Annotated in this window: 7 protein-coding genes; 2 read left to right on the top strand and 5 right to left on the bottom strand. The window is 31.7% G+C overall.

The genetic code is table 11. The features are described 5' to 3' along the window. The coding region (locus tag FC46_RS10200; RefSeq protein WP_083478056.1) for a hypothetical protein at positions 1-389 on the top strand (389 nt) is incomplete at its 5' end. Positions 390-461: 72 nt separating this feature from the next. On the opposite strand, the gene FC46_RS09205 is transcribed toward FC46_RS10200, so the two are convergent. Further along, on the bottom strand, positions 462-1,850 hold the full coding sequence (locus tag FC46_RS09205) for a glycoside hydrolase family 1 protein (protein ID WP_057800032.1): 1,389 nt from the start codon (positions 1,848-1,850) through the stop codon (positions 462-464). A 152-nt stretch (positions 1,851-2,002) separates the two neighbouring features. Then, entirely contained in the window at positions 2,003-2,548 is a 546-nt protein-coding gene (locus tag FC46_RS09210; RefSeq protein WP_057800034.1) for a metal-dependent hydrolase, read from the bottom strand. A gap of 162 nt (positions 2,549-2,710) precedes the next feature. Between FC46_RS09210 and FC46_RS09215 the strand changes: the two genes are divergently transcribed. Beyond that, on the top strand, positions 2,711-3,337 hold the full coding sequence (locus tag FC46_RS09215; protein WP_057800035.1) for a M23 family metallopeptidase: 627 nt from the start codon (positions 2,711-2,713) through the stop codon (positions 3,335-3,337). A 968-nt stretch (positions 3,338-4,305) separates the two neighbouring features. Here FC46_RS09215 and FC46_RS09220 read toward each other — a convergent pair. The 3 genes from FC46_RS09220 to FC46_RS09230 all read right to left on the bottom strand — a co-directional run bounded on the left by FC46_RS09220 (position 4,306) and on the right by FC46_RS09230 (position 8,460). After that, positions 4,306-5,571: a replication initiation protein gene (locus tag FC46_RS09220; protein ID WP_057800037.1), complete on the bottom strand. Its 1,266-nt coding sequence runs from the start codon at positions 5,569-5,571 to the stop codon at positions 4,306-4,308. 1,395 nt (positions 5,572-6,966) lie between these two features. Continuing rightward, the gene (locus tag FC46_RS09225) at positions 6,967-7,269 is read right to left on the bottom strand and encodes a hypothetical protein (protein ID WP_057800039.1); all 303 of its coding nucleotides are present in this window, start codon (positions 7,267-7,269) and stop codon (positions 6,967-6,969) included. A gap of 393 nt (positions 7,270-7,662) precedes the next feature. Next, the gene (locus tag FC46_RS09230; RefSeq protein WP_057800041.1) at positions 7,663-8,460 is read right to left on the bottom strand and encodes a ParA family protein; all 798 of its coding nucleotides are present in this window, start codon (positions 8,458-8,460) and stop codon (positions 7,663-7,665) included. Positions 8,461-8,878 lie beyond the last annotated feature (418 nt).

The following is an 8,878-nucleotide window of genomic DNA, read 5'->3' on the forward strand; positions in this document are numbered from 1 at the left end:
TAACATCTATCAAGCTGCATAAAGTGTCCAACTTATTATTGCAATTTGCGAAAATAACTTTATCTGATTTAAAAGATCAAACTATTCTCTTACCCGATAATTCTATTTATAAATTCAATTCTAACTTTATCCAAAAGTTAAATGATTCTGCCCGAATAAAGATTGAATATTACACCCAGTTTGATACTGCATTGATAAGCCAAGTGCAATTGCAAAACAAATACATTCTTATCCCCCAAAGTTTAAAATCTCTCTTCCCTGAACAGTCTGTAAAACTTGTTTCTTTTTCGATAAAAGCTGACTATGGAATATACTATCGAGATACAGATAATCAGATTGCTCAAAACTTTTTAGAATACCTAATTACTAAATACCTAAACAAAAATTAAACAAAACAGCTGACGACTTCCTACAAATCGTAAGAAATCATCAGCTGTTTTTACTCATGAAAATATCTTAGTTTATTCTTCAAAACCATTATTATCGCTCAATTGCCTGAACCAATAGCCAGACTTTTTAATTGTCTTAATCTGCGTATGAATATCATCCCGAATAAGACCGTAACGATTGCGATATGCATTCAACCATGACCAGCAATCGATCCCAGTCCAAACAAAATAGCCATGACAATTAGAACCCTCTTCAATCCCTTTATGCAATTCTTTTAGATGGTCTTTAATAAATTTAATTCGATAGTCATCTTGAACAATACCATCTTTGATGAATCTATTTTCACGTGAAACACCCATCCCGTTTTCAGAAACAAACCAGTCAATATTGCCATAATTATCACGAATATTAATTGCAATATCGTACAGAGTCTTAGGATAAATTTCCCAGCCCTTATCGACATTCATCACACGATTAGGCATCTCATAATTATCAAAATAAATATCCGGCATCCAATCTTGCAAACTCTTGGGTGAAATTTGCGGTGCCTGTACTCTTTCTGGATGATAATAATTTACACCAAGCTCATCAATTGTATTATTCTTAATAATTTCGAGTTCTTCATCAGTGCTATCCCACAAAACTCCATCGTCTTGTAAAATTTTTACCAATTCCTTTGGATAATGCCCTAAAATAGCGGGATCAAGAAACATATTATTGTCCCAAAGATTAGCAAACCATGCTGCAGCTTCATCGCCTTCAGCACCAGAGGCTGGATACACTGGCGTTAAATTCAGAATAATTCCAATCTTATTTTCTCCCTCTGAAAAACGTTCATGAAATTTTTGAATCGCCTTGGCTGAAGCTAAATTGATGTTATAAGCAACTTGAACCGACAACGGACCATCAACTTTTAATGGATAATGGAACTTATATAAGTAACCACCATCAATAATTACCTTTGGTTCGTTAAAAGTAAACCAATGATGAACGCGATCACCAAACAATTCAAAGCATTTATCAGCAAATTTTGCAAAAAGATCCGTTACATGTTTTGATTCAAAACCACCATATTTTTTCTGCAATTCAATTGGCATATCAAAGTGATGCAAATTAATATACGGTGTAATTCCATACTTTATCATTTCATCAATGACATTATTATAGAAATCTACTGCATCTTGATTAACTGTTGCTTCTTCAAAATCATCAATCAAACGTGACCACTGAATCGAAGTTCTCAAATTCTTAATTCCGGCCTCACGCATTAATTTTAGATCATCTTTATAATCATTATAAAAATTAGACGCTGTATCAGGTCCGACACCTTTATAAAACGCGTTTGGATCTATTGAATACCAATAGTCAAAATTATTTTGATGTTTTTTCTTAAAGCCTCCTTCTGATTGTGGCCCAGAAGTAGCAGCACCCCAAGCAAAATTATTTGGAAATTCAATCATTATATTTACCTGCATCTTTCTACATATCTTTATAAATACATATAAGCATAGACCTATACATATTCGTATTTACATTATCGCTTTTATTATTAAGACTATTATCTACCTAATTCATCTAGAAAGAAACAAAATGGATCTGAGAATCCCTCCGATCATATAGATGGAAGCGATACCCAGATCCAATAACATGTCATGACTATCACACTAACTAGTGCAATAAATGCTAGCATTTTCTCAAAAAAACCACCAGCTCTATAACTAATAACATGATGCTTCTTTTTCCCAGAAAAAGGTGCAAACCACTGCACTCCTTTTTGACTAAAACTATCCTCAATTAAATGCAACAAATAACCTATTACAAGTCCTAACCACAAACTACTCCAACAATCTGGGATTTCTTTAAAGTTTACATTCACTGGTAGTAATAAACTCATCAGATAATACAAGCCTCCTGAAAAGATTAACCATCCAAGAAGCGAATGTGTAATTCCTCGATGCTTAAGAAAAAGACTAAAATTAATGATTGATTTACGGCTAACTGTACTATTATATTCATCGATATCCGGCAAGGAAGCGCCAACAGCTGTTGCAGCTAAGATAATAACAATTGAAACAGGATTTTTAACAATACTACTCGACGCAATTAGCCCAAGCTCTACAATTGCAATACTACAAATACGATGTGATTTTGTCAGCAATTTCCTCGCCCCCTAAACATACGTTTAATTGTAACATACAAAATCCTGATACAAAAATAACTTTCATTTAACCATGCAGTAACAGGTTTGTAACAGAAAAAAACTATACTGTTTTTGTAGATTAGAATAGAGAAAGGAATACACTGTAGTAATAGTACAAATATGAAAAAAACTTTATTATCACTTGCAGCTCTAGCTGCCTTAGCCTCAAGTTTAGCCTTCGGTGGAACCTCAACTACTCGCGCTGAAGACCAACCAACACAAACCAACGATTCATCAGTAGTTAAAACCGACGAAAAATTAACTTGGACTTACCCATTTGCCAAAAATATTAAAAATGGTGTAAATCCAATGTATAACTCACAAGTTTTTGGTAACACTGATTACGCTCGCTCAGTTAATCCACTTAGTTACTTCCACGATGGATGGGATTTTGGTTGGTGCGAAGTTGGTCATTCAACTGTTAAAGCAATACACCCTGGTACCGTTAAACAAGTTGCTTACGGTAGTGGCCTTGGTTGGTATGTTTGGGTAGTAAGTCCTGACAAATATGTTCAAATTTATCAAGAAGGATTTAATAAGAAGAGTGACATCGCCGTTAAAGAAGGTCAAACAATTAAAACTGGTCAAAAGATCGGTAAATTAACTGGTTCACACTTACACCTTGGTTTAACTAAAACAACTAAGAAATACATCAATAAAAATGGTGCGCCATGTAACAATTGGTACAAAGATAATGGTACTTGGCTGAACCCGATTACAACTATTGAAAAAAATCTTAATAATTAATTTTTTGCGCTAATTTCTACTAGCTGAAGTTAGTGCTTTTTTTGTACTTTTATTTGAGAATTAAAATAAAATACCATAATCTCCTCTCCAAACGACGTCGTTTTAAATGAGTTTTTCAACAATTTCAGTGATTTTTTAGTTTTAAATTTTTCATTTTAAACGACGTAAGATCAAATATTTATCAATAGTTTTTCTTTTAAAAAATACATTTTAGACGACGTCACTTTTGTTAAAAACCTAAATTATTTCTATTCTTCTTATACTACTTTATAGAACATTTAGGATTATTTATAAGGCTATAAATCCTTTTATATCAAGGTTTTAAAGCCTTTTATTTTTGCTTCAAGAACTGCTATAATTATTCTTATATGTATTGTTATATATAAGAATAAGCTTGTACTATTAAGTATATTAATTTAGTGTACTCTATATTTACATTTATAATTAAATTTCTATGTTCACTTATACTGATATTTGCAAATGTAATAACATTTTTATTATTGCATATTATTATCTCTTTATTTATACTTGCATTTAACAATATTGCGTACTTTATTCTTATATTTAGCATTAGCTTTAACTTTACATGTTTACTTAGCTGGATATTGAGACGTATTATTACCAATATACGTCGTTCATATAAATAAAAAAGGTCCATTTGAAGTCGTCTTTAATTAATAAACGACGTCAAATGACTCTTTATTTTTAATATATACTTTTGGACCCGTATTATTTACTAAGATTTACTCCAATTAGCACCTCTTTATCTATGCTTCAACATAACTATATTTAGTATTTATGCCTTACTTTTTACATATAAGTTTAAGTATATTTTTAAATACATTAATTTAGTGCACTCTTATTTATCTTTATAATGTGATTTATACATATATTTGTATGTATTAAAAAAGTAGCTATATAATGCGGTTTTAACCACTTTTATAGCTACTTTATTTTTTACGTGTTTTTTAAAAATCTGTTGGATCAAATAACGATAAACTATCGTTTAAATCTTGCCCAGCATGTGAAAAATCAATAGAATAATGACCTTCATCTCTCTTGGCTTGCATTTCTTTTGTTCTATTTTCAAGACTTTTAAGCCGTTCTTTTTCAGCCTTTTGATCTCTCTCTCTATCCTCCGCAGACTTCTCATAACCCATTTTAAGCAGTGCTAGATCTTCCTTATCTTCCGGTGTTAAAAAGCCCTTTTCGTATACTTCTTGATACACAGAGAGTAATTGGGCGAACTGAGCGTGTCTGTATTGTGTTAAGGACTTCAAGTCTGACCTATGAAAGGCTGTACGACGTTGGCGTTTATGAAGCTTATTTGGCAAGAAATACGAGTGCAGATGACCTTCTTTGTACTCCTTCTCACTAGTACCTAGGGTAAAGCCGTAAAACCGGTCTAAAGCCCTAAATTTCTGCTTCTCGTCCATATAAGGGTTGGACTTGATATAATACACCGAATTCGTATCTTCGATGCTAGAATCGTAATATACGTCCTGCTGGTTATTCTTCTCAGGAACCCAAGTAAAGATATAAGAGTCCAGCTTACGACCACGCACACCTTTTCGATAATTCTTGGTGATCTTAAAATTCTGGAAATTAGCGCACAATTCCTCCATACACAGAGTCAAAACACGTCGATCAATGTCTGTTGGTCGGTATGACTTGGGAATTTGCAACCTCTTTCTAAATTCATCAATCTTGTACTCTTTTTTACCTACAGTACGCCATTGTTTCAGCAATCTAAACAACTTTCTTGAGTAATTTGAGTGTAACCGCACGTATTGCGTGATTGAAAACCTTGTCCAATGCTCCAAGTGATTGAACAAGTAAAGAAAACTATCACTTACTTCAACACTAGTTTCCAAAGTATTGGTATCAACAACCGACCGCTTGAAGATATTTTCACGGATTTTATTTACGTGTCCGGTTTTTTCATCTTTTTCTTCTTTGGAGAGCTGAATAGTCAACAGTCTTGAGAACGTTTCATCAACATTTTTAGCAATCTGTTTATTAGAAATATGGCTGTTATAGCCTACTTCTCGCTTAATTTGATCTGGAGAAAGTGTAATTCTATTGTCGCCTTGATCCTTGACCTGAGCGGCAATCAACCAAAAAATATTGCTGTTGATTTCAGGTAAACTGTCGATTGGTTCGAAGATAGGGTCGTCATTAAAACGATTATCGATTTTGATTATCTTTTGTACAGGTCTTTTTCTAATAGCCATTAATGATCTCTCCTATTAACGACTTTAAGTTGAAATAACGTCGTTCTTTTATTTTGTGTCTAAATATAAAGCATTCTAGTCAGATTCTCAATAGTTTTACCTCAATTTGTTCCATGAGACGTCACCCTTATTAAAATTTGCTCCATATGGTGTCACCCTTATTACTTTTTACCTCCACAAGACGTCACCTTTAAAAAGATCGCTCTTATTTATACTCCATATGACGTCACTCTTATTAGATTACATTTCTTTTTACCATTCATCTCCACGGCACGTCGTTTTTAAAGCTCCACAAGACGTCGTCATTAATTAATGCTCCATGTGATGTCACCCTTATTATTTTTTCTTTATTGAACCACCATATATTGTGTTTTTTTAGATTTTTAGCCTTAAAAATCCTTCTTTTTCGTCTATATGTTGTATTTTGCTATGTACAAGAAGGATACCGCTTTCTTACTTCTCCATACCACGTCACCCTTAACGAGATAAATTCTGTTTTTTATTAAGGTGACGTCTCATGGAGTAAAATTATAAAAGAGTACTCTAAATACCGATATTTCAGCATTCTTATCAATTTTATTTGTTACCCATAACTCCACACGAGGTCACCCTTATTAAGAAAAATTACGTCTGGAACTGACTCTGTAAATCTTTCCATATTGATCAATATATGGGGTTTTATGTATGTTTTTCCACTTTTTGTACTAGGTATAGTGTCCATAAGAGGTCACCCTTATTAAAAAAATCTGTGTTAATCTAGTACTGTAAAAAGCACTCCATACGATGTCACTCTTAATTGAAAAAGCTCCAAAAAAGCCTTGTGGATAAGTATTCTCCACATCATGACACTCTTATTTTTTTTAGTAAAAAACTCAATCCACGAGACGTCACCCTTATCTCCACAGCGAGTCGTTTAACTAATCCACGAAACGTCACTCTTATTATTTTGGCGAAAAACAGCAGTACAAAAGGCTTCAGCACAAGTTTTAGCCATTTTTAAGGTCCACAAGACGTCACCGTTATTATAAAATTTCTAAAAACGCCTAAAAGCCTAATAATACCGTACATTTAATTGATTATTTCTTAATGAGTTCTCCACAAGAGGTCGTTTTATATTTGGCTTTAGCCTTAGAGCCCGTTGGTTTTACACTCCCGCTAAAGGGAACCTAAAGGGTTAACTTAAAGGGTATATATAAAATGGATTTAAAGGTTTTACGTTTCACAAGGATCACAGTTGGCAATCTAAATTTGCAACAAAAAATTGTTTTGGAACTGCGAATTTCAGAAATGAATCCATAAAAAATAGGGGTAATCTTAATAATCCCCCTAATAACTAAAAACTATATTTAATTTTTGTGGAAAAGAAAAAACGTGCTATAAAACACGTCTTAAGATCTAATTATCTTTGTTTTGCTCAATCCAATCGTCTAAAAATGAACTAGTTGAAGAATAACCATGTCTTTTTGCTATTCTATTTAGTGCTTTTCTATTACTTGGTTTTAAAGTAAAAGTAAATGGCTTAACTTTCTCTTTTTGAATTGGAGTTTTTGTTGGAAGAGAGTAGTTGATAGTTGGTTGAACAGGTTGTTGTTGAATTGGTTGTTCAATTTCAGGCTTATTTTTCAAAGCTTCAGTCATTTTTTCATGAGTCTCTTTACTTTTATCAAACATGTTTTCTTTTGGACCATCAAATGCCATATTTATTCCTCCGTTCGATATTACTTATGAATTCTATTATACACACAATTATAAATATATACAGATTATATTTTATATTTAACATATGTGACTAATTATAATTAAAAAGATAAATATATGTATGTTATTAAAAAACTAAATATCAATTTAAATATAGTATGTAAGTCTAATTAGCAATAATCATATACTTAAATAAATTATTACAAGCATCCATGCACGTGTACTAATACATAAATACTACATTATAACTACACACGCAAATATGTTTTGTAAAGATAAGTATAAATATAAACCTAAGTAACCTTTATAATAAAAGTCTAAAAAACGCTATTAAATAGGGCTTTAGAAAAATAAAAAAAAGACAATGATCAATTTGATCACTGTCAATTATCTTTATAATTTATCTTGAATTTGCTTAAAAGTTTTTTCGAAATCTTGGAAGAAATTGTAATTTCTATTGTAAGTTCGTGTATCTTCTTCCATTTCCACTACAGGAGTTTCGTCTAAATTAGATCTATTGAACAACTCCTTTTCCGGAATCACTGCAATAACTGAATCATCATCTTTAATACTTTCTAACATTTCATTTGATGAAGAAGTATTCCGCTTCAACATATTAGCAACGAAGTATAATTTAGCAGTTACGTAAGATTTCCCAGTACTGAATTCAATTGCTTCTTTTCTTAATTCGTCGATCCGATCTTGAAGGTTAAACTTTGCATCAAAGCCATGTTTACTAGGTGTAATAGGGCTTATAATGTCATGGCTAACGATAATTGCATTCTTAGTTGCAGTAGAGAAGTCTGGGTGACAATCGATGATTATATAATCGTACTGATCAATATTTAAGACATCATAATTGTTGTTGAGCCACATATACAGGCGCATGTTTTTATTAGTCATGTTTTCAATGTTAGTTTCAATATCGTCTAAGTGCATATTACCAGCGATTAGATCAATATTTTCCTTAACATGGTTGATCGTTACATCACCTTTTTGTAAAAAAATGTTAGCAACAGTTCCGATACTATCGTTACCATAAACTTCATAAGTTTGACTTAAGTTACATTGATGGTCCATGTCGATAAAAAGAACCTTATTTCCGTGTTTTGCTAACCATTCTCCAAAATTATAGGAAAGGGTGGTTTTACCGACACCGCCTTTGATTGCAGCAAATGAGATGATTTTCATTTTTAAACTTCCTTTTGATTTATTTTGTTAATAGAATAATACCACATATTAAAGATATTATCTTTTATAATATTTTCAATACATAATACATAGACCAAGAAATATACATATAAATATGTTTTAGCGCACTCATTTATGGCTGATTTTATTGTATGGTGAAAAAGCTTTAAACAAATGGGTATTTTACATTTTAAAATACAAGGATAATGGTAAATATATTCATAGGTAATTAGGAAATAAAATATATTAAGAAATATCAATAAATTTATATAGATAAGAGCAAATACATGTATAAATATAAAGTATAATATCATATTAAATGAAGCTTAAAATAATTAAAGAATAATATTTAATATTTTTCTTTTTCGCAAATTGCAATAATAAGTTGGACACTTTATGCAGCTTGATAGATGTTATC

This window comes from Lactobacillus kalixensis DSM 16043 (assembly GCF_001434335.1).
Classification (GTDB): Bacteria; Bacillota; Bacilli; order Lactobacillales; family Lactobacillaceae; genus Lactobacillus; species Lactobacillus kalixensis.